We start from the raw sequence: 26,896 nt of genomic DNA on the forward strand, positions 1-26,896 counted from the left end.
CTTCCATAAATGACCAGCGCATGGTACGCAGGCGCGCCGCCAGCGGCTGTGAAGCTCTGTAGAACGTCTGTTAAAAAGTGTGAAGAAATAACTTCTTACCTTTCCCGGTTCTATATCCTGCCGACTTTTCCTGCCCACCAGATCAAGCCGAGCCATGCCCAACATTCTCCTGGTCGAAGACGACTGCGCCCTGTCCGAGCTGATTGCCAGCTACCTGCAACGCAACGGTTTTACCGTCAGCGTCATCGCCCGTGGCGACCGGGTGCTGGAGCAGGTCAGGCGGGACAAGCCGGACCTGGTGATCCTCGACCTGATGCTGCCCGGCCTCGACGGTCTCCAGGTATGCCGCTTGCTGCGCGGCGAATCGCAGACCCTGCCGATCCTCATGCTCACCGCCCGCGACGACAGCCATGACCAGGTCCTCGGCCTGGAAATGGGCGCCGACGACTATGTCGCCAAGCCCTGCGAACCACGGGTGCTGCTGGCCCGGGTGCGTACCTTGCTGCGCCGCAGCAGCATCGCCGAGCCGCATCTGGAGAGCGACCGCCTGCTGATCGGCGGCCTGTGCATCGACCTGGCCGAGCGCACCGTGACCTGGCGCGGCCTGCCGGTGGAGTTGTCCAGCGGCGAGTTCAACCTGCTGGTGGTGCTGGCACGCAATGCCGGCACGGTGCTCAGCCGCGACCATATCCTCCAGCACCTGCGCGGCATCGAGTTCAACGGCACCGACCGCTCGGTGGACGTGGCGATCTCCAAGCTGCGGCGCAAGTTCGACGACAACGCCGGCGAGGCACGCAAGATCAAGACGGTGTGGGGCAAGGGCTACCTGTTCAGCCGCGTGGAATGGGAGGTCTGAGGCCGGGCCATGCTGAAGATCCTGATTCGCCTGTACCTGCTGACCATCATTGCCTACGCCGGGGGCATCTTCCTGATCCCGGACGCCATCCTGCACCTGTTCTACGACCGCTACATCGCCTACAACCTCGACCAGGCCCGGGGCGTGCAGAGCCTGATCGTCAAGCAGTTCCGCCAGGCGCCCGAGAGCGAGTGGCCGCAGGTAGCACGGGAACTGGCGGCGGATTTCGCACCGCTGTCGATCGAGCTGCGCAGCCGCGACCAGCTTGATCTGGGGGCTGAAGAGCGCAGCCGCCTCGATTCCGGGCAGAACGTGGTGCGCCTGGGCGACTGGGGCTATTACGAAACCGCCATCGCGCCACTGGACGGCAACTGGGTCGTCGCTCTGCGCAACCCGCCGGATCCGTTCGACATCAACCTGCTGTCGTGGGGCATCACCGTGCTGATCGGTGCCACCTTGCTCGGTTGCCTGTTGCTCTGGCTGTGGCCGCACTGGCGCGACCTGCAACGGCTCCAGGCCACCGCGCAGCGGCTCGGTCAGGGGCAGCTCTCCGAACGCACGCTGATTTCCCCGCGCTCGAACATCGGCGCTCTGGCGGCAGTGTTCGACACCATGGCCCAGGACCTGGAGCAACTGCTGACCCAGCAGCGCGAACTGCTCAACGCGGTTTCCCATGAACTGCGTACGCCGCTGACCCGCCTGGACTTCGGCCTGGTGCTGCTCTACGACGAGCTGCCGGCGGCCAGCCGCAAGCGCCTGATGCAACTGGTCGGGCATGTCCGCGAACTGGATGAGCTGGTGCTCGAACTGCTGTCCTATAGCCGTCTGCAGACGCCGGGGCAGCCGGTGGAGCAGGTCGAGGTGTCGCTGCTGGAGTTCGTCGACAGCATTCTCGGCAGCTTTGCCGAAGAGCTGGACAGCCGGGATATCTGCTGGGAAGTGCGGGGTGGGGCCGAGCAACGCTTCGCCCTCGACCCGCGCATGACCGCCCGGGCGATCCAGAACCTGATCCGCAATGCCATGCGCTATTGCCATCGACGCTTGCTGCTGGACCTGAGCCTGGACGAACAGGGCAATTGCCTGATTACCGTGGAGGATGACGGCATCGGTATTCCCGAGCAGGAGCGCGAGCAGATCTTCCAGCCGTTCTATCGCCTCGACCGCAGCCGCGACCGGGCTACCGGCGGCTTCGGCCTGGGTCTGGCGATCAGTCGGCGAGTGATCGAGAGTCAGGGCGGCAGACTCTGGGTGGAGCAATCGCCGCTGGGCGGAGCGCGGTTCAGCATCTTCCTGCCAGGGAATCCGGGCTGAAAGCTGTGTTCTAGACGTATTGACGACCTGGATCAGTGGCTATTGCCACAGGTCCTACTGCCCCTCGGGTAGTCCCGTGCCACCTTTCGGTGCAGTCCGGTGGGAAATTTCCTCGTCTCGCTGGGATATGTCTGATGTAAGCCATTTACCTTGCTGGCGAATAATCCGCCTCGTCCTGCGAGACATCGCACAGTCGACAGAGACTGATCGATGTCGCGCAGGGCATCCGGAATATTTGCCTCCCAACAAGGAAATTGGTCATGAAATACAGCGTTCTCGCCCTCCCACTGGCACTGATGATCGCGGCCGGTACCGCCGTCGCCGCCGACCCGATCGAGAAACAGGTCACCGTAACCGCCACCATCCCCACCGAAAGCTTCTACGTCGAGCCGGTAGGCGGCAACTGGATGAACGAGCCCCAGGACATGGCCTGGAACTCGTTCCAGCAAACCCTGCAACCGATCCGCAAGCAACTTCAGGTACGCAGCACCACCGGACCGATCTCGGCCTACCTGCTCAACCCGGCAACCATTACCAGCGGCGCCGATACCATCGGTCTTGATGTCAGCGTTGCCGGCAAGGCCCTGACCCTGACCTCCGCCGAGGTGATCAGCGAGGAGCAGGCCGCTCCCGGTGCCATCGTCGGCTTCGAAGTGGCGGCCAAGGCCGCAGGTACCGGGGGCTACACCCCGGGCAACTACCTCGGCGTGGTCAACATGATGTTCGAGACCACCACCGAGTAAACCCGGCTCACGTCCGTTCTCCCTTTCCAATCGTCCCCGGGCCGGCGCTCCCCATGTCGGGCCGGGGGTGGTTGGTGTTGCCTCCATCCGCTACGAGCAATCACACATGTCTCTTGCGACATCCATACGAATGGCGGTGGGCTGCTGCGTGGCCGCCGTCTGGCTGACCGACGTCAGCGCCAGGGAAGAGACGGGGAATACCAGTCAGCTTGGCATCCTGCGGCAGGCCGAAGGATTGCCGAAGGAATTCGACGAACACTTTTTCGACGTACCCCTGGCCGTGCGGGTCGACCTTGACGGTCGTCTGCTCGGCGAAGCCATGGTGGTACTCAGCCGTGACGAGCGGGTTCAGTTGCTGGAATTCACCGACACCCACGAAAGCCATGAACCGGAAACCGTGCGCCAGCGCTGGAGCGAGGCGCTGCAGGCCGGACAGGCCCTGGGCAACTGCGTCAAGGCCTGCCCCCTGGACCTGGTGGCCGTGCACTACAGCCTGGTGAACTCGCAGTTATCGATCCTGACCCGCAACGTCGAACGCGACCAGCAGGCCGCCTGGCACCAGTTGCCGGAGCAGGGCAGCCGCGGCGCGCTCCTGCGCAACCAGCTCAACCTCAGCCGTGATGGCCAGGAAACCGTCGGCCGCTACGCCTTGCGTGGGCAGGGCAGCGTCGGCAACTGGACCACCGTGGCCGAAGCCCAGGTCGATCGCAGCAACGAAGACCGCCCGCAAACCCGTCACCGGGTCGACGAACTGTTCGCCGAACAGGTGCACGAGGACACTTTCTTCCGCCTGGGCTATTTCACCCCGGGCGCCCAGGCCATGAGCCGCCAGCCACGCTTGCTGGGCAACAGCCCTGACACCACCCTCGGCCTGATGCTCGGCAGCAGCGACAGCCTGGCAATCGACAACGGCAAGGCCAGCGCCACGCCGATCCATGTCACCCCCAACCGCCCGGGGATCGTCGAGATCTACCGCAACGGCCAGTTGATCAACAGCCAGCCGGTGCAACCCGGCCTGCAAACCGTTGACACTCGGGTGCTGCCAGGCGGCATCTATGAAGTGGAAGTGCGCCTGATCGAGGACGGCCAGGTCACCTCGCGCAACCAGGAATTCATCTACAAGCCCAACAACTGGAGCAACAGCACCTCGCCGTGGCGCTACAACCTGTACCTGGGCAAGCAGAGCGAACTGCTGAGCAACTGGGACGACGAGGAGTACGGTGGCTTTGCCGCCGGGGTCATCACCAACTACCTGCTGCATCCGCGCATGGTGGTCGGCGGGTCGGCGCAGCGCATCGACGGGCAGATGCAGTACGGCACCTCGCTGGACTGGGATGTGATGGACCGCTTCAAGATCTTCGGCAACCTGTTCCATACCGACGAGCAAGGCAATGGCTACGATCTGCAGGGAGTCTGGCACCACGAGTCGGGCAGCGTGGTCGTCAGTCACAACCGCTCCTGGCTGGATTATCCGCGCCAGCGTCGCTTCGACGACTTCGGCTACCCGTATGACCGCGAGCAGCCCCGCACCCGAGAGTTGCGCCAGTCATCGCTGTCCATCAGCCAGCGCGTCACGCGCCGCAGTACCGCGACCCTGCGCCTGAGCCAGAGCGACGGAGGCTACAGCAACAGCGGCATGGCCCTGGACCTGGGCTGGTCGCAATATGGCCAACTGATGGGCTCGGACGCCAACTGGCGCGTCGCGCTGTTCGACCGGCCAGGCAATCCCAGCAGCGGCAACCAACGCAACCGCGGCGTCACCTTCAGCCTGAGCATGAGCCTCGGCGGCCCGGGCAAGCGCATCTCCGGCAGCATCGGCTCGCGCACCTCGCGCGATGGCGGACGTGACCTGACCAGTTCCGTGACCTATCAGCAGGACCTCGACGGCAGCACCCTGCGCAGCGTGGGCGGGACGGTCAACGGCGATCGCTACGGCGCGTCGTTCGCAGCCAATGCGCAATTCGAGAACAGTGCCCTGTATGGCGATGCCTATGTGCAGAATTCCTCGTACAACAACCAGGTCAGCGCCGGCCTCAACCTGGAAAGCACGCTGGCCGTGGGCGGCGGCAAGTTTGCCCTGAGCGGCCAATACGTTCCCTACGATGCCGGGCTGATCGTCGATGTCGAATCGGACTTCCCCGACCTCAAACTGCGCGTCGACGACCTCGACGGCCATGCCAGCGTGCTGCGCCCGGGGCGCAACGTGATTCCGGTAAGCGCCTACAAGTCCGGCAGCGTGCAGCTGGACTTCGAGGACGGCAGCGTGCCCGCGGCGGTGATCCAGCCGTCGTCGCTGACCTATCACCTCAACCGTGGCGGGGTCGATTACCGCGTGCTGCGGGTGATGCGCACGGTGACCGTGCTCGGCCGCCTGCTCGACCACCACGGCCAGCCGTTGCGCGGGGCCATGGTCATCAACCACGCCAGTCGCAGCGTCAGCGAGGCCGACGGTTTCTTCGCCGTGGAAATGAGCGAATCGACGCCGACCCTGGAGATCCGCCAGGGTGGCCAGCGTCTGTGCCTGCTCAGCTTGAACACCGGCATCCAGCGCCAGGACGATGTCCTGCTGGTGGGCGACCAGGTCTGCTCGCCGGATAGCCTGGCTGCTTCTCCCAACCCTGCAAACGGAGGCGAAGCGTGATGCTGCGCAACTCTTATCTGTTCCGCGCGGCATTGGTGGCCCTGGTCCTGTACTGGGCGCCGCCCGTGCAGGCGACGGAGGTGACCATCACCGCCCAGTACCGCAATGGCAACGAATTCACCAACACCACGCCCCAGGCGGCCTTCTGTCGACAATGGCCACACTACTGCAACGGCGTGGAAACCGTCGGGCTACCGATCACCTACGACAAGAAAACCACCCACAGTGCCCCCGATCACCGCGATCTGTTCTACATCAAGGTGCCCGCCCGGCGCACGATCACGGTCAGCCATGAACTGACCGGCGAGTCGTATCAGCTGACGTTCGAAATCTTCGCCATCAGCCAGCACGTCGATGCGCCCAACAACAACCCGGTATTCACTTTGTACGTGAGGGGTGGTTGCGGCTATCTGTTTACCCTGGGAGCCGGTAGCTGGGCTTCCTATCTATGGAGCGTGAGAAACCCGGCAAGTCCGGATTATTGCTACCCGATCGGCAGCCCCGGCTCTCCCGGGCTGGTGCGTAATGTCCAGATTCGCGACTTCGGCGTGGCCTACCGCCTGGTCACCCCGTCGCCGTTGCGCATGAAGCAGGGCCTGTATCGCGGCCAGACCAGCTACCAGGTCGGTCCGGGCGCCGACTTCGACTTTGGCAACGACGTTACCAACCTCAACACCAGCGAACTGACCATCAATTTCGAGCTGGACGTGGTCCATGCCTTCGTCATCGATTTCCCCGCCGGTTCCGACCGGGTGGTGCTGGAGCCACCAGGCGGCTGGACCCGCTGGCTGAACCACAAGCAACTGCCCGAGCGTCTGTACCGCGACCTGCCACTGCGCATCTGGTCGTCCGGACCGTTCACCGTGCACACCCGCTGCGAATACCCATTGGCCGGGCAGTGCGCGATCCGCAACGACGCCAACGACCACCAGGTGCCGGTGCAGGTCGCGCTGACCCTGCCCAACGTGATCCTGCACAACGGCCAGCAGGTCAGCCGCCTGCCGCTACCGGTGGGCGAAGCCACGGCCATCGAGATGGAGGCCACGCAACCGGCGATCAGCCGTGGCGGCAGCCTGCACTTCCAGGTGGACAAGGCGGCGGTCGGCGAAATGACCCGTTACCCCGGCGCGCGATACGAAGGCGATGTCACCGTCGTCTTCGATGCCGATTTCTAGATGTTAAGGAGCTGCACCATGAAAACCCTGCTGTTCTGTGTCTTCCTGACGTTGCTGGCGGGCACCGCGCAGGCCGGCCCGCAGATCAACGTCGGCGGCCTCTACGATTACCTCGACGACGGCTCCAGCACCCTGCTCAAGCGCGTGCGCAACCTCGGTGACACCACGGCCTTCGTCAAGGTCAGCGTGGTCGAACTGGTCTATGACGGGCAGGGCGCGCCGCGCGAGGTGTCCCACGACAACCAGCCGGTGGGCGACCGGCCACTGATCGCCAGCCCGGCCCGGCTGATCGTGCCGGCTGGCGGCATGCAGGCGGTGCGCCTGCTGTACCGCGGCGAACGCGAGCGGGAGCGCTATTTCCGCCTGCGCTTCGTCCCGGTGCTGCCGGAACACGGCGACGGGTTTGCCATCACTGATGAAGAAGCCCAGCGCTACGAGCAGGAGCTCAAGGCCGGGGTGAACATCCTCGCCGGCTACGGCTCGCTACTGTTCATTCGTCCGCAGCAGACCCAATACCGCACCGACATCAGCGAGCTGGACGGCCAGTTCCGGGTCAGCAACCAGGGCAGTGCCACCGTGGTCCTCGACCATTTCAACGACTGCGATCGCAGTGGCAAGCAGTGCGCGGTGGCCACCAAGCACCATATCCGCCCTGGCCTGGAGCGCTCGTTCGCGCGGGTAGCGGGGCGGGTTTATCGCTTCGAACTGATCGAGGGAGGAGAGCGGCGCCGCGTAGAGATCAAGGGCTGAATTGCACGTTCGGAAATTTCCGTCGCTATCGCAGGAATTGTCCGGTGCACATGCACCGGTCTGGCGACCGATACTTCTGCTGCCAAAGGTAGTGGCACTTTGCTGCTATCGAGAGCGTTTGCCATTCAGCCCATGACGGCAGGTATGCCATCGAGAAGTGAGGGATTCATGTACAGAGCCATGATCGTGGATGATCACCCGTTCATTCGCGCCAGCGTCAGGATGCTGTTGCGCCAGGAGCAGTTCGAAATCGTCGCCGAAGCCGACAATGGCGTCGACGCCTTGCGCCTGATCCGCGAGCACGAACCGGACATCGCCATCCTCGACATCTCCATTCCACGCATGGACGGCCTGGAGATCATCACCCGGGTCAAGACGGCGAACATGGCCATGAAGATGCTGGTGCTGACCTCCCAGGTGCCGGGTTATTTCTCCATGCGCTGCATGCGCCTTGGCGCTTCGGGCTTCGTTTCGAAGAACGACGACCTCAACGAACTGCGCAAGGGCATCATGGCGGTGATGTCCGGCTATACCTATTTCCCCGAGGTGTCGCTGAGCTCGGTGAACCGCTACGACTGCCAGGCGACCGAGGTGCAACGCATCGAACGCCTGACCGATCGCGAACTGCTGATTCTCCAGCAACTGGCCCGCGGCCTGAGCAACAAGTCGATCGGCGAGGCCATGCTGCTGAGCAACAAGACCATCAGTACCTACAAGACCCGATTGCTGGAAAAGCTCAGGGTCGACTCCCAGGTGGACCTGGCCGACCTGGCCAGGCGTCATGACCTTATCTGATGACGATAAAACGCCTCGCCGGATTTCTGCTGCTACTCATGTTGTGCCTGTGGCTGGGGGCTGCCCATGGTTGGGGCGAAGCGCCCAGCCTGCTGGCCCGTTCCAGCCTCGATGAGGGCCTGCGCCTGCAACTGGACGACGACGACCGTCATTGGCTGTGGGCACGCCGCACTTTGTGGCTGGGGGTGAGCCGTCCGGACCGGGTGCCGTTCGATATCACTACCACCGGGCGTGACTACGAGGGCCTGACCGCCGACTACGCCGGCCTGCTCGGCGAACTGCTCGGGGTACAGGTGCGCGTGCGTCGCTACGCCACCCGCAGTGGCGCCCTGGATGCGCTCAATCGCGGTGAAATCGACCTGCTCGGCACTGCCAACGCCGACGAGGCGGCACGCAGCGGCTTGCTGCTGTCGCGGCCCTATGCGGAGAATCGCCCGCTGCTGGCCAGCCGCAACGACCGCAGCGTCCCTCCGGACCCGCGGCAACCCGGGGTGCGCCTGGCCCTGCGCAAGGGCTATCTGTCCGAGGAGCATGTGCACCAACTGTTTCCCCATGCCCGGCCGATCTTCTATCCATCGGTGCTCAATGCTCTCGGCGCCGTGGCCTTCGGCCAGGCCGACCTGTTTCTCGGTGACGCCCTGGGCACCCAGTACCTGTTGCACAAGAGCTACCTGACCCAACTGCAGCTGTGGCCCACCGAGCCGTTCCAGGACGGTCACTACGGTTTCGCCCTGAGCCCCGCCAATCGCCGCCTGAAGGCGCTGGTCAACCAGGCGCTGCAGCGCATTCCGGAGCAAACCCGCCTGGATATCCTGCAGCGCTGGAACGCCGGCACCAGCGAATTCGCCGAGCGCCAGCAACTGGACCTGAGCCCGACGGAACAGGACTGGCTGCAGCGCCATCCGCGGGTCAGGGTGGCCATCGACGAGCAGTTCCTGCCCATCAGCTATCGCGACGATCGTGGCGAGTTCCGCGGGATCAGCGCCGACCTTCTGGAACTGATCACCCAGCGCAGCGGCATGGCCTTCGACATCGTCCAGGGCGGCGGATTCGGCGACATGGTACGGCGCCTGGAAGACAACGAGGTCGATCTGCTCTCGGCAGTGCCGTTCAGCCAGCGGCGCCAGCAGCAGGTCGGTTTTACCCGCTCCTGGCTGAGTAACAGCCTGGTGCTGGTCACCCGCGACAACGCCACCGTCGACAGCCTCGATGAACTCGCCGGCAAGCGCCTGGCCCTGGTCGAGGGCAGCGTGCTGGAGGACTATCTGCGCGAGCAGCATCCGCGCATCCGGCCGCTGTGGAGCGATGGTCCGCTGCAGGCGCTGGAGCGGGTCGCCAACGGCGAGGCCCAGGGTGCGGTGGTCAGCCTGATCGGCGCGCGCTACACCATCGCCCGGCATTACCGCGAACAACTGCGCATCAGCTCCGCGCTACCGGTCCCGGCAATGCACTTCGCCTTTGCCAGCCGCCGTGATGCCAGCGAACTGCTGTCGATCATGAACAAGGCGCTGCTGAGCATTACCCCGCAGGAAATGGACGAACTGACCAACCGCTGGCGCAGCGAGGTGATCGTCGCCGACAGCTATTGGCGCAAATACCGCGGCATGATCCTGCAGGGCTTCCTCATGACCGGCGCCTTGTTGTTCTTTGCCGTGTACTGGATTCGCGGCCTGCGCCGCCAGGTGCGCCGGCGCCAGGAGGCGGAAAAGGCCCTGTGCGACCAGGTCGAGTTCATGCGGGTGATGATCGACGGCACGCCGAATCCGATCTATGTGCGCGACCGCAAGGGCCATCTGATCACCTGCAATGTCAGCTACCTGGAAGCCCTCGGCGTGCCGTTCGAGGCGGTGATCGACCAGGCCCTGCCGGAATGGCTGATCGGCGCGGAGCAGGCGCGGCAATGCCGCGAGGCCTATCGCCAGGTCATCGCCCTTGGCGAGGCGGTGGTGGAGGACCGCGAACTGGTCCTGGCCGGGCGTCGGGTCACCATCTACCACTGGATGCTGCCGTACCGCGGCAGCAACGGCGAGGTCAACGGACTGATCGGCGGCTGGCTCGACATCTCCGAACGCCAGCAGTTGTACCAGGCGCTGGAAATGGCCAAGGACGACGCCGAGGCGGCCAACCGGGCCAAGACCAACTTCCTCGCGACCATGAGCCATGAGATCCGCAACCCGCTCAATGCCTTGCTTGGCATGCTCGAACTGGCCTTGCGCAAGTCCGATGAAGGCCTGCTCGACCGCCTGGCCCTGGAGGTCGCGTCCGGCGCGGCGCGGGGGCTGCGCGACCTGGTCGGCGACATTCTCGATATCACCCGCATCGAGTCCGGCCACCTGACCCTGTCGCCGCAGCAGGTCGACCTGCACCGCGAGGTGGAAAGCACGGTGCGCCTGTTCGAGGGCCAGGCGCGGCAAAAGCGCCTGCAACTGAAGCTGGACATGGAGGGCCACGGTCCGGTGCAGGTGCTGCTCGATCCGCTGCGTTTCAAGCAGGTGCTGTCCAACCTGATCAGCAACGCGATCAAGTTCACCGACGAGGGCATGGTCTGCGTGACCCTGGCCCTGGACATCGGCCGCGAGCGGGTCGGCCTGCACCTGTCGGTGGAGGACACCGGGGTGGGTATTCCCGCCGACGAACTGGCGCAGTTGGGTAATCCGTTCCGCCAGGCCAGCAACAATCACCAGGGCGCCCGCAGCGGCGCCGGTCTGGGACTGAGCATCAGCCAGGCGCTGTGCGCGATGATGGGCGGCGACGTCCAGCTGGACAGCATCCTCGGGGTCGGCACCCGCGCCCAGGTGCGCCTGGACCTGCCGCGCCTGACACCCTCCGAGGCGGTGCTGGCCAGCCTGCCGCAGCCAGAAGCGGGTGAGGTGGCCTCGCTGGATATCCTGGTGGTGGACGATTACCCGGCCAATCGCCTGCTGCTTCAGCAGCAACTGAGTTACCTCGGCCATCGCGTGGTCACCGCAGCCAACGGCCATGAAGGTCTGCGCACCTGGGTGCGCCAGCGCTTCGATGTACTGATCACCGACTGCAACATGCCCGGCATGAACGGCTACGACTTGACCCGCGCGGTGCGCGAGGACGAGCGGCGCAAGGGCAAGCCTTCGGTGCTGCTGCTCGGCTGCACCGCCAATGCCCAGCCGGAAGAGCGGGTGCGCTGCCTGCAGGCGGGGATGGACGACTGCCTGTTCAAACCCCTCAATCTCAAGGAACTGGCTGGCAAGCTGGCGCCCTGTGCGCAAGGCCGGCGGGCCGGCGGGCCGGCGAACCGGGTGCCGATGCCGAGCTGGGCGAGGGCCACGATCTGTCCAGCCTGCGTCAGTTGACCGGCGGCGACGGCAAGGCGATCAAGGACCTGTTGCGCGACCTGCTGACCAGCAACCGCGACGACCTGACCCGCCTGGCCCAGCTCGATCCCAATGACCTGCGCGGGCTGGCCGACCTGGCCCACCGGGTCAAGGGCGGCGCACGGATCATCAAGGCGCGCTGGCTGCTGCGGGCGTGTGAAAACCTTGAACAGGCGGTTCACGGGCATCGTTCGGCAGAGCGCATCGATCCGCTGGTGGAAGATCTGCGCCAGGCCATGGCCGCGCTGACCCAGCGCCTGGAGCAGGTCTGCCAGGCCTGAGCGGTGACCGTTGGTACACGTCGGAGATTTCCGCCGTCGGCTGGGAAGCCTCCTGATTCATCTATGGCGAAGCAGTAGCACCATGAGGCTTCGACCTTTGCGAGGGAAGTGGATGTGCCTGCCAAGTCTTTGCGTGTGTTGATCCTTGAAAACCAGTCGTTCCAGCGCGCCATCGCGGTGAAGATCCTCGGTCAGCTCGGCTGTCGGGAGGTCTTCGAGGCCTCCGGCGGCAGCGAGGCGCTGGCCTTGCTCGAACGTATCGGTCCGGTGGACGTAGCGGTGTGCGATGTACGGATGGAGGGCATGGACGGCCTCGAATTCATCCACCGCGCCGCCCAGGCCGCGCTGATCGGCGGCGTTATCGTCAGCAGCGGCCTGCATTCCGAGGTGCGCCGGGCAATCACCCAACTGGTCACGGGCCTGGGCGTCGCCTTTCTAGGCGATGTCGGCAAGCCGCTGCACCTGGACAGCATGCGCCAGGCGCTCGATCGCAGTCGCCAGCCGCTGGTGCTGTCGTTGCCGGCGCCGATGGCCGCGGCGCAGATCACCGAAGCGGATATCCGTCGTGGCCTGTCGTACAAGGAGTTCATTGCCCACTATCTGCCGCGCTGCGACCTCGGCAACGGCGAGATCCGCGGTGTCGATGTGATCGCCCAATGGCAGCACCCGGTGTTCGGTGCCCTCGGGCAAAACCAGTTCATGCCGCTGCTGGCCCGCTGCGGTTTGCTCGACGACATGCTGGTGGTGTTGCTCGAACAGGGGCTGGAGTTGCAGCGCACGCTGATGTCCGCAGGCCAGGTGGTGCGCATGTCCTTTGCCCTGCACCTGGCGCAACTGGGCGGCCGTGGCCTGACCCGGCGGATCAAGTCGCTGATGCAGTTCCATCGCTCGGTGGGGCAGGGCATCGGCTTCGAATTGATCTTCGATGGCCCGGGCGAGCCTTCGGTCATGCACCTGGAAAGCCTGGTGCGCTTGCGCCTGCTCGGCTGCGGGCTGGGCCTTGGCGAGTTCGGTGCCCATGCCGGGTCGTTGCAGCGCCTGTGCCAATTGCCGTTCAACGAGGTCAAGACCTCCGCCCAGTTCATGCACGAGCTGGAAAACCAGCCGCGTCATCGTGCCGTCCTGCGCGCTTGCCTGGGGATTGCCGGCGGGCTCGGCCTGGGCATCACCGTGACCGGGGTGGAAAGCGCCGAACAGCATCTGCTGCTGATGGACATGGGCTGCACTCTGGGCCAGGGGCGCTATTTCGCCTCGCTGCTGAGCCAGGAAGAGCTGGTCAGGCGGCTTGATGCCAATGCACGTAACGGATGAACGGTGCCAACAAGAAGGTTTGCGTACGCGCTATACCGACTACTATCAATGTGCTACAAAATTTGCCTTGTAGTTCAAACCATTACTGCACAAGGAAGTAGATTCATGACTGAAGCCACGCTGATCGAATTCGTCACCGCCGATTCCATGACCACCCTGCTGCAAGATGCAGGCTGCCGCGTCAATCGCATCGAACAGAATCAGGTGGTCCAGCTGCAGACCGCCAGCCAGGGCATTGGCTACGCCGTGCGCTTCGGCAACGCCGCCAAGGAACTGGGCCAATTCCTCGATTTCACCTACAGCTGCACCCTGCGCGTGCAGGGCGACATTCCGGCAAACCTGGTCAACCAGTGGAACATCTCCCGGCGTTTCTCGCGCCTGTCGTCCCAGGGCGAGTTCCTGGTACTGGAGCAGGACGTGGTGGTCGCCGACGGCGTAAGCCAGAAAAACCTGCTGGGCTCGCTGGTGCTGTGGGACCGCGTGCTGCAGGAATTCATCATCTACCTGCGTGACTTCAGCCGTAACCTTGCCGCCGAGCAGGCTGCCGCAGAGGCCCGCGCCTCGTGAGTCGCAAGCTCTGGGCCGGCGCCGGTGCGCTGGCCGTCCTGGCGCTTGCAGTAGGTCTGGCGCTGCGTCCGGGTGCCGACCCGGTCGCGGCCAGCCGTGCGGTGCCGGAGTCCACTGAAAGCGGCACTGCACTGGCCAGCCTTGGCGAGCAGAAGGTCGATGCCGATGAACTGAAGGCCCTGTTCGCGCAACTGCCGGTGCAGGCCCGCCAGCAACTGCGCAACGACCGTCCCGCCCTGGAAACCTGGATTCGTGCCCGTCTCGCGGAAAAGGCCCTGTACCAGCAGGCCGAAGCCAAGGGCTGGTCGAAGCGTCCGGACGTGGAGGCCCAGACCCGGGCGGCCACCGAGCAGATCGTCCTGCGCAGCTACCTGAACAGCGTCACCGCCGTACCTGCGGACTTCCCCAGCGACGAAGAGCTGAAACAGGCCTACGAGAACGGCAAGGCGTCCTTCCAGGTGCCGGCGCTGTATCGGGTCAGCCAGATCTTCCTCAACGTGCCGGACGAAAGCGCGCTTGAATCGGTACGCAAGCAGGCCCAGACCCTGGCCAAGCGTGCCCAGTCCGGCGATGCGGACTTCGCCGAGATGGCGCGGACCTATTCGCAGGACAACGGCAGCGCCACCCGTGGCGGCGATACCGGCCTGCAGCCGCTGAACCAGTTACTGCCGGAAGTACGCGGCACCGTGTCGAAGATGAAGGTGGGTAGCGTCAGCGAGCCGCTGCAAAGCTCGCTGGGGCTGCACGTCATCAAGCTGACCGAGTTGCAACCGGCGCGTGTCGCGACCTTCGAGGAGATGCGCGGGCAACTGCGCGACGCCTTGCGCAGCCAGCGCCAGGAGCAGGCGGCCAAGACCTACGTCGAGGGCATGTTCAACAGTGCCACGCTGAGTATCGACGGGGCGGTGCTGAACCAGGTGATCGAAGCCGAGCGTTGAGTTTCACCGGGGGCCGCTTTGCGGCCCTTTCGCCGGCAACGCCGGCTCCCACAGGATCGCGGTGCACCGCCGGACCTTGTGGGAGTCGGCGTTGCCGACGATGAGGCCATCAGCTACACACGGGAACGATCTGACCCTCCTGGGCATTCCCGGCCTGCAACTGCCGCCGATAACGCGGCAGTGCCATCCCCAGGAACCCCGCCGCCAGCACCAGCAGCATCACCGATGCCGCCAGGGCATAGCGCAACGACTCGCCCCTCAGCGTCGCGCCGAACCAATCACTCAAGACCCCGATCAGCAACGGCCCCAGGCCGACCCCGAGCAGGGTCATGGCCATGACGAAGATCGCCGTGGCCTGGGCCAGGCGCGTCGCCGGGAACAGGTGACTAATGGCACCGAGGCACGGCGTCGCCCACCACACCCCGAAAAAGCCAAACGCACTGTAGAACAGGAACGCCTGCGGCACCGGCACGCTGTCGATATGGAAGGCAATGCCCTGTGGCCAGAGAAAGTAGGCGAGGGCAAAGGGAATGCTGAGCAGGGTCCCAAGCAAGGGGACGCCGATCTGCCAGCCCACGTCCCGGCGCACCAGGCGGTCGGTGAGCAGGCCGCAGGCGAGGGTGCCCAGGGTCGAACCGCTACCACCGATCACCCCCACCAGAAAGCCCGCTTCCTGAAGGTTCAAACCATGGGAGCGAATCAGGAAACTCGGGCTCCAGGTGCCAATGGCATAGCCGGCGATCGCTGCGGCACCACCGGTCAGTACCAACCAGGTGAATGACGGCATGCGCAGCAGTTCAAGCAAGGTCTCCAGCCAGCCCGCCTCGGGGGCCGAGCGCTGTTGCACCGGTGCCGGCTTCGGTGCCCGTACCGTCAGCAACAGCACCAGCCCAAGCAGGATCCCCGGCGCACCGATCAGCAGGAAGGCATAGCGCCAACCATGCTGCTGAGCGATCCAGCCGCCCAGGCCCAGTCCGACGATCGCCCCCAGGCTCGACCCCAGCATCAGCACTGCCAGCGCCGTGGAGCGGCGATTGGCCGGATACAGGTCGGAGACCATCGCCACCGACGGCGCCGTGCCGCCAGCTTCGCCCACCGCCACGCCGATGCGGGCCAGGACCAGGGTGAGGAAGTTGCCAGCCATGCCGCAGAGCATGGTCATCAGGCTCCAGGCCATGCAACTGAAGGCAATCACCGGCTTGCGCCCAACACGGTCGGAGAGCCTCCCGAGGGGAAAACCGAAGACCGTATAAAACACCGCGAAGGTCACCCCCGAGAGCAGGCCGATGCCGGTGTCGGAAATGCCGAATTCGAGCTTCACCGGCTCGATCAGGATCGCCATCAGCTGGCGGTCGATGTAGTTGAAGACGTAGATGCTGGCGAGCACCAGCAGGGCGTAATGCGTGCGCCAGGTAACGGGCGGGGATGGGTTCACGGCAAGGTTCCTGTTCTTGTTTTATCGAGCCCGATCGTCGACGCAGCGGGCTGCCGTTTCATCGTCCGTTCAGACCAGTTTTCGCTGTATCCGCAAGGCGCCAACGACCTTGTCCGAAGACACGAAACTAGTCTTCTCGGACGATGTTTCACCCCCGTTCGCCGTCAATCATGCAGCCATCTCCGAGGCTGCGGCAGGCCGGTCAGCCCGGAACACAACAAGAATCGAGGAGCTGACATGAGCATTCTGTTCGAGCCGGTGCGCCTGGGCGAACTGCGCCTGGCCAACCGTATCGTCATGGCCCCCATGACCCGCAGCCGGGCCGACCAGCAGGCGGTGCCTGGGCGCGAGATGGTCGACTACTATCGCCAGCGCGCCGGAGCCGGGCTGATCGTTGCCGAAGGCACCGCACCCTCCGTCAGCGGCCTGGGCTATTGCCGTACGCCGGCGATCTACAACGCCGAACAGATTGGCGCATGGCACCGGGTGACCGAGGCCGTGCATGACCAGGGCGGACAGATCGTCCTGCAACTGATGCATGTCGGCCGCGCCGCCAGCCGCTTCAACAAGCCGGACGGCGCCGCCACCGTGGCGCCTTCGCCGATCCGCGCGCGGACCCAGGTGTTCAGTGACGCCCAGGGCATGGTCGATACCGAAGAGCCGCAGGCGCTGAGCCTGGAAGGCATCGCCACGGTGATTGGCGAGTACCGCCAGGCCGCACTGAATGCCCGCGAGGCCGGGTTCGACGGGGTCGAGCTGCATTGCACCAGCGGCTACCTGCCGATGCAGTTCCTCGCCTCGGGCAGCAACCTGCGCGAGGACGCCTACGGTGGCAGCGTGCACAACCGTGTGCGTTTCGTCGCCGAGACCGTGCAGGCCATGGCCGACGCCATTGGCGCCGGGCGCGTGGCGCTGCGCATGTGCCCGGGCAATCCGTACAACGACATCCATGACGACGACCCGGCTGCAACCGCCATCGCCCTGTGCCAGGCGGTGGCCGGGTTGCCACTGGCCTACCTGCATGTGATGCGCTCGCCGATTCCGGGACTGGATGCCTTCGCCCTGGCCCGTGAGCATGCGCGCCAGAACCTGATCCTCAACGACGGCTTCGACGGCGCCTCGGCACGCCTTGCCCTGGAAGCGGGCGAGGGCGCGGCGGTGTCCTTCGGCCGGCACTTCATCGGCAATCCGGATCTGGTCGAACGCCTGCGTCACGGCCAGCCGCTGTCCGGCTTCGAGCGCAAGACGCTCTATACCGCCGGTGCCAAGGGCTACAGCGACTACCCGACGTTCAGCGGCGAACTGGAGGTGAGCCCATGAGCCCGGTGGTTTCCCGCGAGCAGACCCAGGCCTTGCTCGACCGCCGTTCCGTCGCCAGCGGCCGGATCAAGCCGGCCGACCTGTACACCCTGGCCGACCGCCTCGAACAGCAGGCCCGACAACATGGCCAGCGTCCGCTGCTGATCTACGGCGAAGAGGTGCTCAGCTACGCCGAGGTGGATGCCCGCGCCAACCAGATGGCCCATACCTTCCATGCCCGCGGCCTGCGTGCCGGGGATGTCTGCGCCCTGGCCATGGAAAATCGCCCGGCGTTCTTCGCCAGCTGGTTCGGCCTGGTCAAGCTCGGCGTGGTGGTGGCGTTCATCAATACCCAGGTCAGCGGCAAGCCGTTGCTGCATGCGCTGGCCACCACCGGCGCCAAGGCCCTGGTGGTCGGGGAGGAGTGCGTCGGCAACCTGCTGGCCACGGCGGATCTGCCGGCGCTGGCCTATTGGCTGGTGGCCGACGCGGAAAACCCGTGGAAAGGCGATCTGCCGAGCTTTATCGAGCGCCAGTTCGCCAGCCGCCTGGACAGCGCGCCGCGCACTGCCTTCCCCCGTGAAGCCCGGGCCCGGGTGCAGGCGCAGACGCCGACCCTGCTGATCTTCACCTCCGGCACCACCGGCTTGCCCAAGGCCGCGCGCTACAGCCATATGCGCTGGCTGTCCTCCGGGGATGTGATGCAGGTGACCCTCGACGCGAGCTGCGAGGACGTCTTCTATTGCTGCCTGCCGCTGTACCACGGCGCCGCCGCCACTTCGGTGACCTCCTCCGCGCTGTGCGCCGGGGCGGCCATCGTGGTGCGGCGCAAATTCAGCGTCAGCGAGTTCTGGAACGATGTGAACCGCCACGGCATCACCGTGTTCCAGTACATCGGCGAGATCTGCCGCTACCTGCTCAACCGCCCGGTGCAGCCCGGCGAGGGCGAACACAGCCTGCGCTGCATGCTCGGTGCGGGCCTGAGTCCGGAATCCTGGCAACGCTGGATCGAACGCTTCGGCCAGATCCAGGTATTCGAAGGCTGGGGCGCGACCGAGGCCAACACCAACCTGATCAATGTCGACAACCGCCTGGGTTCCTGCGGCCGGGTGCCGGACTGGAGCCGTACCAACCTGCGCCTGGTCCGCTACGACGTCGAGAACGACTGCCACCCACGGGACGAGAACGGTTTCTACCAGTTGGCCGAGGTGGGCGAGATCGGCGAGGCCATGGGCTTTATCGTCGATCACCCGGAGATCGGCGGCGGGCGCTTCGAGGGCTACACCTCGGCCGAGGCCACCGAAAGCAAGATCCGCCGCAATGTATTGCGCGAAGGCGATGCCTGGTGGAGCTCCGGCGACCTGCTGCGTGAAGACGCCGATGGCTACTGCTGGTTCGTCGATCGCATCGGCGACACCTTCCGCTGGAAAAGCGAAAACGTCTCGACCCAGGAAGTGGCCGATGCCCTGGGCGATCTGGCCGGGCTGGAGCTGATCAATATCTATGGCGTGCAGGTTCCGGGGCATGAAGGCCGCGCCGGTATGGCGGCGGTGCTGATGCAGCCCGGCCAGGCTTTCGAGCCGGCGGCGCTGTACGAGCTGAGCGAGGCGCGCCTGCCGCGCTATGCCGTGCCGCTGTTCGTGCGGGTCAGCGCAGCGGCGGACCTGACCAGCACCTTCAAGCTGCGCAAGGTCGATCTGCAGCGCCAGGGCTACAGCCCGGAGGCCTGCGGCGATCCCCTGTATATCCGCGACGAGCGCACGCGCACCTACCAGCCGTACTCGCTGGAGCTGCTGCAGCGCCTGGAACTGGCACCTTTCGCGGTCGCCGATCATGGATGAACTGCGCGACGGCCTGCGCTATCCCTGGCCCGAGGCGCCGGCCAGCGGCGAAGTGCGCGAGGTGGCGGACGGCGTGCTGTGGCTGCGCATGCCGCTGCCGTTCCGCCTCGACCATATCAACCTGTACCTGCTGCGCGACGCTGACGGCTGGGTAGCGGTGGACACCGGGATGAACACCGAGCGCACCCGCGAGGTGTGGGACGCGGTACTGGCCGGTCCCTGCGCCGGCCGGCCGTTGCACGGGGTGATCTGTACCCACTTCCATTCCGACCATGCCGGCGTCGCGGGCTGGCTGGCCGAGCGGTTTCGCTGCCCGGTGCGGATGAGCGAGGCGGAATACCACGCGCTGTACGTCAAGGTGCCGAGCGGCGCCACGCCGGGTTGGGATTTTCTCCAGCACTACGCCAGGGCCGGTTTCACTGCCGAGCAGACCGGCGAGGTGTACCAGAACATCCAGAACGGCCATTTCTGCCCGCTGCATTTCAACAGCTACCAGCGCCTGCGGGAAAACCAGGTACTGCGCATCGGGTCCCGGGACTGGCGGGTAATAGTGGGGCGCGGGCATTCGCCGGAGCACGTGTGCCTGTATTCGGCGGCAGATGGCCTGCTGATTTCCGGCGACCAGGTGCTGCCACGCATCACCTCGACCGTGGGTGTCCACGCCATCGAGCCGGAGGCCGATCCGCTGCGCGACTGGCTGGCCTCGATCGAACACCTGCGCAGCGTGCCCGACACCGTACTGGTGTTGCCGGCCCATGAACGGCCGTTCCGCAACCTGCATGTGCGCCTCGACCAGCTCGCCGCCCATCACCAGGCCCATCTGGCGCGGGTGCTGGAGCACTGCCGCGAACCGCGCAGCGCCCTCGACCTGATGGGCGTGCTGTTCCCACGTTTGTCAGGCCGTTTCGACGAACTCATGGCCCTGGGCGAAACCCTGGCCCACCTCAATTACCTGATGGCCGAAGGGCTGCTGTGCCGCACGCTGGAGGGCGGCCTGTATCGCTATCGGACTGTGCAGAAGGTTGTTCAAACCCGGCAGCCGCAAGGCCGCCAAACAGGAGAGTCAGTGTGATCGATAACAACAAGAAAACGCCTGGCCTTGGCTTGCGGCGGCTGCAGCTCGGTGGCCTGGCCACCGCCATCGCCCTGGCGGCGACCCAGGCTTCAGCCGGGGAAACCATCGAGCTGGACGACGGCACCACCATCGACTGGTCGGTGACCACCAGCTACGGCGTGGGCGTGCGCCTGGGCAAGCCGAGCGACCGCCTGGTGGGGGCCAACGCCGACGACGCCAACCGCAACTTCAACCAGGGCAGCCTGACCACCAACCGCATCGGCGCCCTCGGCGAGATGATCCTGCGCAAGGACAACTACGGTGCTGTGGTCCGCGCCAGTACCTTCTATGACGATGTCTACCACAAGGGCAACGACAACGACTCGCCGGCCACGGTGAACAAGGGCGGCGACAACGACGAGTTCACCAGCCGTACCCGCTATTACAGCGGCGGCCGCACCCGCCTGCTGGATGCCTATGTGTTCGGCGGCTGGCGCTTCGACAACGACACCATGCTCGACGTCAAGGCCGGGCGGCATATCGAGTCCTGGGGCGAGAGCCTGTACTACCCGGGGGTCAACGGCGTGCAGAACCCGTCGGATGCGGTAAAGGCCTCGCAACCCGGGGTCGAGGTCAAGGAAGTGCTGTTGCCGGTGGGCCAGGTCTCGGCCTCGTTCCGCCTCAACCCGCAGATCACCTTCGGCGCCTACGTGCAGTACGAATGGAAGGGCACCGAACTGCCGCCGGTGGGCAGCTACCTGTCGAGCAGCGATGTGATCGGCCCGGGTCGCGAGTTCCTCTACAGCGGCAGCAGCCGCATTGCCTATCGCGGCACCGACGAACCCCGCGATAGCGGCCAGTGGGGCGTGCAGGTGCGCTTCCGTCCGGTGCCGGCCATCGAGATGTCGCTGTTCCACGTCAACTACCACGACAAGAACCCGGCCACCGCACTGGTCGGCTACAACCCGGTGCCGGTCGGTGGCGGCCTCTACGCCTTTGCCGCCAACGGCTACAAGGTCAAGTACTTCGAAGACATCAAACTCACCGGGATCAGCGCCTCGACCAAGCTCGGCGAAACCCAGGTCGGCGCCGAATGGTCGTACCGCGACGGCGCGCCAATCATGGTCAATACCGGCCTCGGCCCGGTACCGGCGCGGGGCAAGGGCCAGCAGATGCAACTCTCGGCGATGCGCGTGCTGGGCGACCGGCCGTGGGCCAGCCAGACCACCCTGACCGGGGAAATCATCCATGTACGCGCCGACAGCGTCGACGCCACCTCGGCGGCGCCCAACCTGCAAGGCGTCAACCTGTTGCCGTCGTTGAGCGGCATGGTGAGTGAATCCGATGACTACAGCTACAAGACCGCATCTGCCTGGCGCAGCCGCACGGCCAGCGCCTACACCCTGGGCGCATCGTTCAGTTATCCGGGGGTTTTCCAGGGCTGGGATCTGGAAGTGCCGCTGCGCTTCTCCAACGTGTTCAGCGGCTCCACGCCCATGTCCGGGAGCATCTCCGGGGTGCAGGGTGACCGACGCATCAGCGTAGGTACCACCTTCAAGTACCTGGGCAACCTGGAAGTCGGCCTCAACTACACCGGCTACCTGGGCTCGCCGGACCCGATCAAGCGGCCATTCGCCGACCGCGACTACGCCACCTTCTCGATGAAATACAGCTTCTGAATCCAACGACACGCGTCCCGGGCCACAGGCCCGGGCAGGGAGGAGTTATGGGCCTGAAAGGGCATGCGGCCATTGTTGGCAGCGCGCAGTACAAGCCGGAGAAATACGCCACGGCGCCGAAAATGTTCCACCTCGAGCAGGTCGCCGACCTGGCCGCCCGCGCCTTGCGCGATGCCGGGCTGAAGGCCGAGGACCTCGACGGGCTGGTGATCAACGGCCCGCAATTCCACGAGGCCTCGGTGTTCGTCCCGGCCATGGCCGCCGAGTACCTGGGCCTGCGCCTGAACTTCGCCGAGGTGGTCGATCTCGGTGGCTGTACCTCGGTGGGCATGGTCTGGCGCGCCGCCGCCGCCATCGAACTGGGCCTGTGCCAGGCGGTGCTGTGCGTGCTGCCGGCACGCATGGCGCCAATGGGTCCGGACGAAGACCCGAGCTGGATGGCCCGGGCCATGCGTTTTGGCGGGCACAGCACGGCCTTTGGCGCGCCGGAAGCGGAATTCGACCTGCCTTACGGGCATATGGGGCAGAACACCGGCTACGCCATGATCGCCCAGCGCTACGCCGCGCAATATGGCTACGACCCGCTGGCGCTGGCGAAGATCGCCGTGGACCAGCGCAGCAACGCCCAGGCCAACCCGGAGGCGATGTTCTTCGGCCAACCGCTGACGGCGGAGCAGGTGTTGGCCAGTCGCATGGTTGCCGATCCGCTGCACGTACTGGAGATCGTCATGCCGGTGGCTGGCGGCGCGGCGTTGATCGTCGCGTCGAAGGAGGTGGCGGCGCGGGCGCGCAAGCGGCCGGCCTTCATCACCGGCTTCGGCGAACACCTGGCGTTCAAGTCGCCGTCCTATGCCGAGGACATGCTGCACACGCCGATCGGCCCAGCCTCGCAGCGGGCCTTCGCCATGGCCGGACTCAAGCCTGCGGACATGCACGCGGCGCAGATCTACGACTGCTACACCATCACCGCCTTGCTCACCCTGGAAGACGCCGGGTTCTGCGCCAAGGGCGAGGGCATGGCCTTCGTTCGCGAGCATGACCTGACCTTCCGCGGCGATTTCCCGATGAACACCCATGGCGGCCAGCTCAGTTTCGGCCAGGCCGGTTCGGCCGGGGGCATGTCCCAGGTGATCGAGGCGGTGACGCAGATCAGCGGCAGCGCAGGCGAGCGCCAGTTGCAGCGCTGCGACAACGTCTATGTCTCCGGCACCGGCGGGGTGATGAGCGAGCAGGGCGCATTGATACTTCAGGGAGCATAAGAGCATGTCCAACAACAAACCGATGCCGGTGGCCACGGAGATTTCCGCGCCGTTCTGGGAAGGGCTCAAGGCCCGGCGCCTGCTGATCCAGCAGTGCAATGCCTGCAACCACTGGGTGTTCTACCCACGCCGGCATTGCCCGCAGTGCCTGGCCCATGACCTGGCCTGGCGCGAAGTGTCCGGGGCGGCGACCCTGTACAGCTTCACCCTGGCGCGGATCCCGACGCTGCCGGACTTCGCCGATGAGATGCCGCAGAAACTGGCGGTGGTCGAACTGGCCGAGGGCGTACGGATCAACACCAGCCTGAGCGGTCTGGCGGAAGAACAGATCCGCGTCGGCATGGCCTTGCAGCCGGTGTTTGCCGAGGTGGATGGCAAGGGCAACCGGCTGCTGCGCTTTACCGGCGTGGACCAGGATGCCAGCGCGCTGGAAGCGCTGCCGGGGCTGGAGCCGCAGGTGGAAGTGGCGGCAAGCGATGTGCGCCGGATCGACTTCAACGATGCCGCAGCCTTGCAGGCGCTGGTCAGCGAGGACTTCAGTGGCTGGAGCAATGTGGTGCTGGTCGACCAGGCGCTGATCGATGCCTTTGCCGAGCTGTCCGGGGATGACTACTGGATTCACACCGATCCGCAGCGGGCGCGGCTGCAAAGCCCGTTTGGCGGCACCATCGCCCATGGTGCGCTGGTCCAGGTACTGCAGTCGCGGATGAAGCTGGACCTGGGCTTCGAGATCACTGGCTTCGCCACCCAGATCAACTATGGCTCCGATCGCCTGCGCTTCCCGGCGCCGGTACCGGCGGGCTCGCGGATTCATGCACGGGCGCGGGTCAAGAGTGTCGAGTTGCTGGGGCGCGGGACCCAGCTGACCCTGGAGATCAACACCCATGTGCTGGGGCAGGAGCGGCCGTCGGTGATCAATGACCTGGTGATTCTGTATCGGGGTTGAGTCAGTATTGGGGACCTATTTTTCCCGAGGTCCCCATGTCCCCGCATTTCCAGCCCGTCGACCTGAAAAAAGCCTACCGCCTGCTCAACCACGGCCCGACCGTGCTGGTCTCGGCCAGCCACGCCGGCGTCGACAACGTCATGGCCGCCGCTTGGGCCTGTGCCCTGGACTTCGACCCGCCGAAGGTCACGGTGGTCATCGACAAGATCACCCGCACCCGTGCGCTGGTGGAAAACAGCGGCTGGATGGCGCTGCAGGTGCCCAATGCCGGGCAGTTGCAGCTTACCCACCGGGTCGGCAGCCACAGCCTGGCCGAACAATCGGACAAGCTGGTGCAGGCGGGCGTCGAACTGTTCCGCGTCGATGACTATCCGGCGCCGCTGGTGGCCGGTTGCTCGGCCTGGCTGATGTGCCGGGTGATCGACGAGCCGCATAACCAGCAGACCTATGACTTGTTCATCGCCGAAGTGGTTGCGGCCTGGGCCGATGACCGGGTGTTCCAGGACGGGCACTGGGTCTTCGAAAAGGCCGATCCAGCGCTACGTAGCCTGCACTATGTGGCGGGCGGACATTTCTATGCGATTGGCGAGGCGCTGGATGTAGAACAGGCGTAAGCCCAGCGCAGCCCTTGTGGGAGCGGGGTTACCCGCGATTGCTGAAGTGAAGCCACCTCTGTAATCGCGGGTGAACCCGCTCCCACAGGGTTTGCATTGCACTTGCCCGGGTGTAGATAGCCATGCTGAAGATTTCTGTGATTTGTTGAAAATTCAACTCTACGTTGATATTTTCCCTGTCCGCCCCCTACGGACAGCTTCCCCATGGCCCACGAACGCCAACTGGTCCTGGATGTGCTCCAGGCCACCGTGCGCATGCTTGGCACGGTGCTCGGCCGCAACACCGAGGTGGTCCTGCATGACCTGACCCGCCCGGAACACTCGGTGCTGGCCATCGTCAACGGCCATATCAGCGGCCGCCAGGTCGGCAGTCCGATCCTCGCCGGGCCACGCCATGACCGTGGCTTCGACGCGGTACTGCATGCAGCCCTGGAAAAAGGCAGCCAGGCCCCGGTGGTGATCGGCAACTACCCGACCCAGGGCCATGACGGCAAGACCTTCCGCAGTGCCACCGCAGTGTTCCGCGACAGCGCCGGTGAACCCTTTGCCAGCCTCTGCGTCAATACCGATCTCAGCGGTATCGCCGCTGCCCAGGCCTGCCTGGAGCAGTTGCTGGCCACTGCCGAGGAGCCGGCACCCGCGCCACAGCAAACCCCGGACCTGGAACAACTGATGACCCGCATCATCGACGGCGCGCTACAGGACGCCCGCGCTCGCGGTCTGCGCTTTGGCAAGGTGCAAAAGCTCGAAGCCGTGCGGCAGATGCACGACGGCGGCCTGTTCATCGTCAAGGGCGCCGTGGAGAAGGCCGCCGCCGCCCTCGGGGTGAGCCGCTACACGGTCTACAACTATCTCGAAGAAATCCGCAACGGTTGAGGAATCCCCATGCAGCTCCCCATCTATCAAGTCGATGCCTTCAGCACCGGCATCTTTGGCGGTAACCCGGCGGCGGTGTGCCCGCTGGAGGCCTGGCTGGACGACGCGACCCTGCAGCGCATCGCCGAAGAGAACAATCTCTCGGAAACCGCCTATTTCGTTCCGGAAGGCGAGGGCTACCGCTTGCGCTGGTTCACCCCGGGCATGGAAGTGGACCTGTGCGGCCATGCCACCCTGGCTTCGGCCTGGGTGCTGTTCAACGAGCTGGGGGCGAGCGAGCAGACCCTGCGCTTCTTCACCCGCAGCGGCGAATTGCGGGTCAGCCGCGATGGCCAGCGCCTGGCCCTGGACTTCCCGCTCAAGCACCCGCAGCCGGTGCCTGTACCGGCCGGCCTGGCCGAGGCGCTGGGGTGCGAGATTGTTGAATTGCAGCGCAGTGACGATTACATCGCCGTAGTGGCGAGCGCCGAGGTGGTGGAAGGGTTGAAGCCGGACTTTGCCGCGCTGAGTCAGTTCGACGTGCGCGGTGTCGCGGTGACTGCGCCGGGCACGGGCGAATTCGACTTCGTCTCGCGCTGGTTCGGGCCGCAGGTCGGGGTCAACGAGGACCCGGTGACCGGTTCGGCGCATACCTCGCTGGCCACCTACTGGTCTGAGCGGCTGGGCAAGACCCTTCTGAATGCCCGCCAGGGTGGCGCGCGTCGCGGCCAGTTGCAGTGCGAACTGCCGGGCAATGGCCGGGTGATCATCAGCGGTCATGGTGCCTTGTACATGCGCGGCACGCTGTATCTGGGAGACGGCGCATGAGCATGCATCTGAATACCCCGCTGCTGGAGTCGCGGCCGCTGGGCCTGGCCACCGGGCAGGAGATCTGGCTGAAGATGGAGGCCCTGCAGCCGTGTGGGTCGTTCAAGCTGCGCGGTGTCGGCCTGGCCTGCGAGCACCATGCCCGCCTGGGCAAGCGCCGTTTCGTTTCTTCGTCCGGCGGCAATGCCGGTATCGCCTCGGCCTATGCCGGACGCAAGCTCGGCCTGCCGGTTACCGTGGTGGTGCCGGAGACCACCACCGAACCAAAGATGTGTAGATACCTATGCAGCGATGAGGTCAGCAAGAACAGCCCCCAGCAAGATTGATGTCGAGGCTGATGGCCTCATCGCCGGCAACGCCGGCTCCCA

At 65.4% G+C, this 26,896-nt stretch carries 22 protein-coding genes and 1 pseudogene; 22 read left to right on the top strand and 1 reads right to left on the bottom strand.

Annotated elements, in window-relative coordinates:
- Nucleotides 1-154 precede the first annotated feature (154 nt).
- The 12 genes from ACODSK_RS20790 to ACODSK_RS20845 all read left to right on the top strand — a co-directional run bounded on the left by ACODSK_RS20790 (nucleotide 155) and on the right by ACODSK_RS20845 (nucleotide 14,718).
- Nucleotides 155-856, top strand: a complete 702-nt coding sequence (locus tag ACODSK_RS20790; protein ID WP_489018795.1) for a response regulator — start codon at nucleotides 155-157, stop codon at nucleotides 854-856.
- A gap of 9 nt (nucleotides 857-865) precedes the next feature.
- On the top strand, nucleotides 866-2,167 hold the full coding sequence (locus ACODSK_RS20795) for an ATP-binding protein (protein ID WP_489018797.1): 1,302 nt from the start codon (nucleotides 866-868) through the stop codon (nucleotides 2,165-2,167).
- Between the two features lie 260 nt (nucleotides 2,168-2,427).
- Nucleotides 2,428-2,910, top strand: coding sequence for a CS1 type fimbrial major subunit (locus ACODSK_RS20800; RefSeq protein WP_489018799.1), 483 nt, complete (start codon nucleotides 2,428-2,430; stop codon nucleotides 2,908-2,910).
- Between the two features lie 130 nt (nucleotides 2,911-3,040).
- Entirely contained in the window at nucleotides 3,041-5,551 is a 2,511-nt protein-coding gene (locus tag ACODSK_RS20805) for a TcfC E-set like domain-containing protein (RefSeq protein ID WP_489018830.1), read from the top strand.
- On the top strand, nucleotides 5,551-6,726 hold the full coding sequence (locus ACODSK_RS20810; protein ID WP_489018801.1) for a hypothetical protein: 1,176 nt from the start codon (nucleotides 5,551-5,553) through the stop codon (nucleotides 6,724-6,726). Before ACODSK_RS20805 ends, ACODSK_RS20810 begins: the two co-directional genes overlap by 1 nt.
- A gap of 18 nt (nucleotides 6,727-6,744) precedes the next feature.
- The gene (locus ACODSK_RS20815) at nucleotides 6,745-7,476 is read left to right on the top strand and encodes a fimbrial biogenesis chaperone (protein ID WP_489018802.1); all 732 of its coding nucleotides are present in this window, start codon (nucleotides 6,745-6,747) and stop codon (nucleotides 7,474-7,476) included.
- 168 nt (nucleotides 7,477-7,644) lie between these two features.
- Nucleotides 7,645-8,271: a response regulator gene (locus ACODSK_RS20820; protein WP_489018804.1), complete on the top strand. Its 627-nt coding sequence runs from the start codon at nucleotides 7,645-7,647 to the stop codon at nucleotides 8,269-8,271.
- Entirely contained in the window at nucleotides 8,271-11,600 is a 3,330-nt protein-coding gene (locus ACODSK_RS20825) for a transporter substrate-binding domain-containing protein (RefSeq protein ID WP_489018806.1), read from the top strand. The genes ACODSK_RS20820 and ACODSK_RS20825 overlap by 1 nt, the downstream gene beginning before the upstream one ends.
- Nucleotides 11,597-11,902, top strand: coding sequence for an Hpt domain-containing protein (locus ACODSK_RS20830; RefSeq protein ID WP_489018808.1), 306 nt, complete (start codon nucleotides 11,597-11,599; stop codon nucleotides 11,900-11,902). The genes ACODSK_RS20825 and ACODSK_RS20830 overlap by 4 nt, the downstream gene beginning before the upstream one ends.
- 114 nt (nucleotides 11,903-12,016) lie before the next feature.
- The gene (locus ACODSK_RS20835; RefSeq protein ID WP_489018809.1) at nucleotides 12,017-13,213 is read left to right on the top strand and encodes an EAL domain-containing protein; all 1,197 of its coding nucleotides are present in this window, start codon (nucleotides 12,017-12,019) and stop codon (nucleotides 13,211-13,213) included.
- 105 nt (nucleotides 13,214-13,318) lie between these two features.
- Nucleotides 13,319-13,780 (top strand): YbjN domain-containing protein, encoded by a 462-nt coding sequence (locus ACODSK_RS20840; RefSeq protein ID WP_489018810.1) that lies wholly within the window; start codon nucleotides 13,319-13,321, stop codon nucleotides 13,778-13,780.
- Nucleotides 13,777-14,718 (top strand): peptidylprolyl isomerase, encoded by a 942-nt coding sequence (locus ACODSK_RS20845; protein ID WP_489018812.1) that lies wholly within the window; start codon nucleotides 13,777-13,779, stop codon nucleotides 14,716-14,718. The genes ACODSK_RS20840 and ACODSK_RS20845 overlap by 4 nt, the downstream gene beginning before the upstream one ends.
- A 109-nt stretch (nucleotides 14,719-14,827) precedes the next feature.
- Here ACODSK_RS20845 and ACODSK_RS20850 read toward each other — a convergent pair whose 3' ends face one another.
- Nucleotides 14,828-16,153 (bottom strand): spinster family MFS transporter, encoded by a 1,326-nt coding sequence (locus ACODSK_RS20850; protein ID WP_489018814.1) that lies wholly within the window; start codon nucleotides 16,151-16,153, stop codon nucleotides 14,828-14,830.
- A gap of 237 nt (nucleotides 16,154-16,390) precedes the next feature.
- On the opposite strand from ACODSK_RS20850, the gene ACODSK_RS20855 reads away from it, so the two are divergent.
- The 10 genes and pseudogenes from ACODSK_RS20855 to ACODSK_RS20900 all read left to right on the top strand — a co-directional run.
- The gene (locus ACODSK_RS20855; protein WP_489018815.1) at nucleotides 16,391-17,473 is read left to right on the top strand and encodes an alkene reductase; all 1,083 of its coding nucleotides are present in this window, start codon (nucleotides 16,391-16,393) and stop codon (nucleotides 17,471-17,473) included.
- Nucleotides 17,470-19,293, top strand: a complete 1,824-nt coding sequence (locus ACODSK_RS20860; RefSeq protein WP_489018817.1) for a long-chain-acyl-CoA synthetase — start codon at nucleotides 17,470-17,472, stop codon at nucleotides 19,291-19,293. The genes ACODSK_RS20855 and ACODSK_RS20860 overlap by 4 nt, the downstream gene beginning before the upstream one ends.
- Nucleotides 19,286-20,365, top strand: coding sequence for an MBL fold metallo-hydrolase (locus tag ACODSK_RS20865; protein ID WP_489018818.1), 1,080 nt, complete (start codon nucleotides 19,286-19,288; stop codon nucleotides 20,363-20,365). Before ACODSK_RS20860 ends, ACODSK_RS20865 begins: the two co-directional genes overlap by 8 nt.
- Entirely contained in the window at nucleotides 20,362-22,026 is a 1,665-nt protein-coding gene (locus ACODSK_RS20870) for a DUF1302 domain-containing protein (protein WP_489018820.1), read from the top strand. Before ACODSK_RS20865 ends, ACODSK_RS20870 begins: the two co-directional genes overlap by 4 nt.
- A 47-nt stretch (nucleotides 22,027-22,073) precedes the next feature.
- On the top strand, nucleotides 22,074-23,285 hold the full coding sequence (locus ACODSK_RS20875; RefSeq protein ID WP_489018822.1) for a thiolase family protein: 1,212 nt from the start codon (nucleotides 22,074-22,076) through the stop codon (nucleotides 23,283-23,285).
- Between the two features lie 4 nt (nucleotides 23,286-23,289).
- Nucleotides 23,290-24,231, top strand: a complete 942-nt coding sequence (locus ACODSK_RS20880; protein ID WP_489018823.1) for a bifunctional OB-fold nucleic acid binding domain-containing protein/MaoC family dehydratase — start codon at nucleotides 23,290-23,292, stop codon at nucleotides 24,229-24,231.
- A gap of 35 nt (nucleotides 24,232-24,266) precedes the next feature.
- Complete coding sequence (locus ACODSK_RS20885; protein ID WP_489018825.1) at nucleotides 24,267-24,845, top strand: flavin reductase family protein; 579 nt, start codon at nucleotides 24,267-24,269, stop codon at nucleotides 24,843-24,845.
- A gap of 204 nt (nucleotides 24,846-25,049) precedes the next feature.
- Complete coding sequence (locus tag ACODSK_RS20890) at nucleotides 25,050-25,721, top strand: helix-turn-helix transcriptional regulator (RefSeq protein ID WP_489018826.1); 672 nt, start codon at nucleotides 25,050-25,052, stop codon at nucleotides 25,719-25,721.
- Between the two features lie 9 nt (nucleotides 25,722-25,730).
- The gene (locus ACODSK_RS20895; protein WP_489018828.1) at nucleotides 25,731-26,528 is read left to right on the top strand and encodes a PhzF family phenazine biosynthesis protein; all 798 of its coding nucleotides are present in this window, start codon (nucleotides 25,731-25,733) and stop codon (nucleotides 26,526-26,528) included.
- A pseudogene (locus ACODSK_RS20900) lies at nucleotides 26,525-26,791 on the top strand (pyridoxal-phosphate dependent enzyme); the annotation flags it as partial. The gene ACODSK_RS20895 and the pseudogene ACODSK_RS20900, both read left to right, overlap by 4 nt.
- Nucleotides 26,792-26,896 lie beyond the last annotated feature (105 nt).

It is taken from the genome of Pseudomonas sp. FG98 (assembly GCF_057808595.1).